The 481-nt window shown below is 50.7% G+C and carries 1 protein-coding gene; it reads right to left on the bottom strand.

Annotated features, from left to right (window positions below; translation table 11 throughout):
• On the bottom strand, window positions 1-481 hold a 481-nt coding region (locus ACO0LN_RS30290), incomplete at both ends, for a hypothetical protein (RefSeq protein WP_422980475.1).

The following is a 481-nucleotide window of genomic DNA, read 5'->3' as shown; positions in this document are numbered from 1 at the left end:
ACTGGGTTAGTACCAACAACACCTGTTGTTACTGTTGCGCCGCCAGATACGAACACTGCATTGCTGACAGTCGTGTTGTTCACGCCACCACCAGTTGCATTGGAAGAAGACGTTGTGTCGATAACCAATGTGCCGCTAGTTACAGCGATCAGGGACAGATCGATGTTGTTCACGCCAGCGATGTCATCAACGATAGTCAGTTGATGTGGAACATTGCCTGTGAATGTGATCACTGGTGTGCTCAGGGACAGAGCAGCACGGGCAGCAACCAGAGCAGCGTATTGGGAAGCAGTGATCACCACAGCGGAGTTCGCTGTGATGTTTTCAATACCAGACAATTGTGCACCAGCCAGATTGATCGCACCGTAAGTAACCAGTGTATCGTTACCTGTACCCAGGTTGATCGTGTCTGTAACAACGCGGGCAACTGCAGTCGCTGTGGACTGTGCATTCAGGTTCACACCGTTTTCTGTCACGTTGT

The sequence above is a fragment of the Undibacterium sp. TC9W genome, from assembly GCF_049339865.1.
Lineage (GTDB): Bacteria > Pseudomonadota > Gammaproteobacteria > Burkholderiales > Burkholderiaceae_D > Undibacterium.
This window is presented reverse-complemented; position numbering and strand designations above follow the sequence as displayed.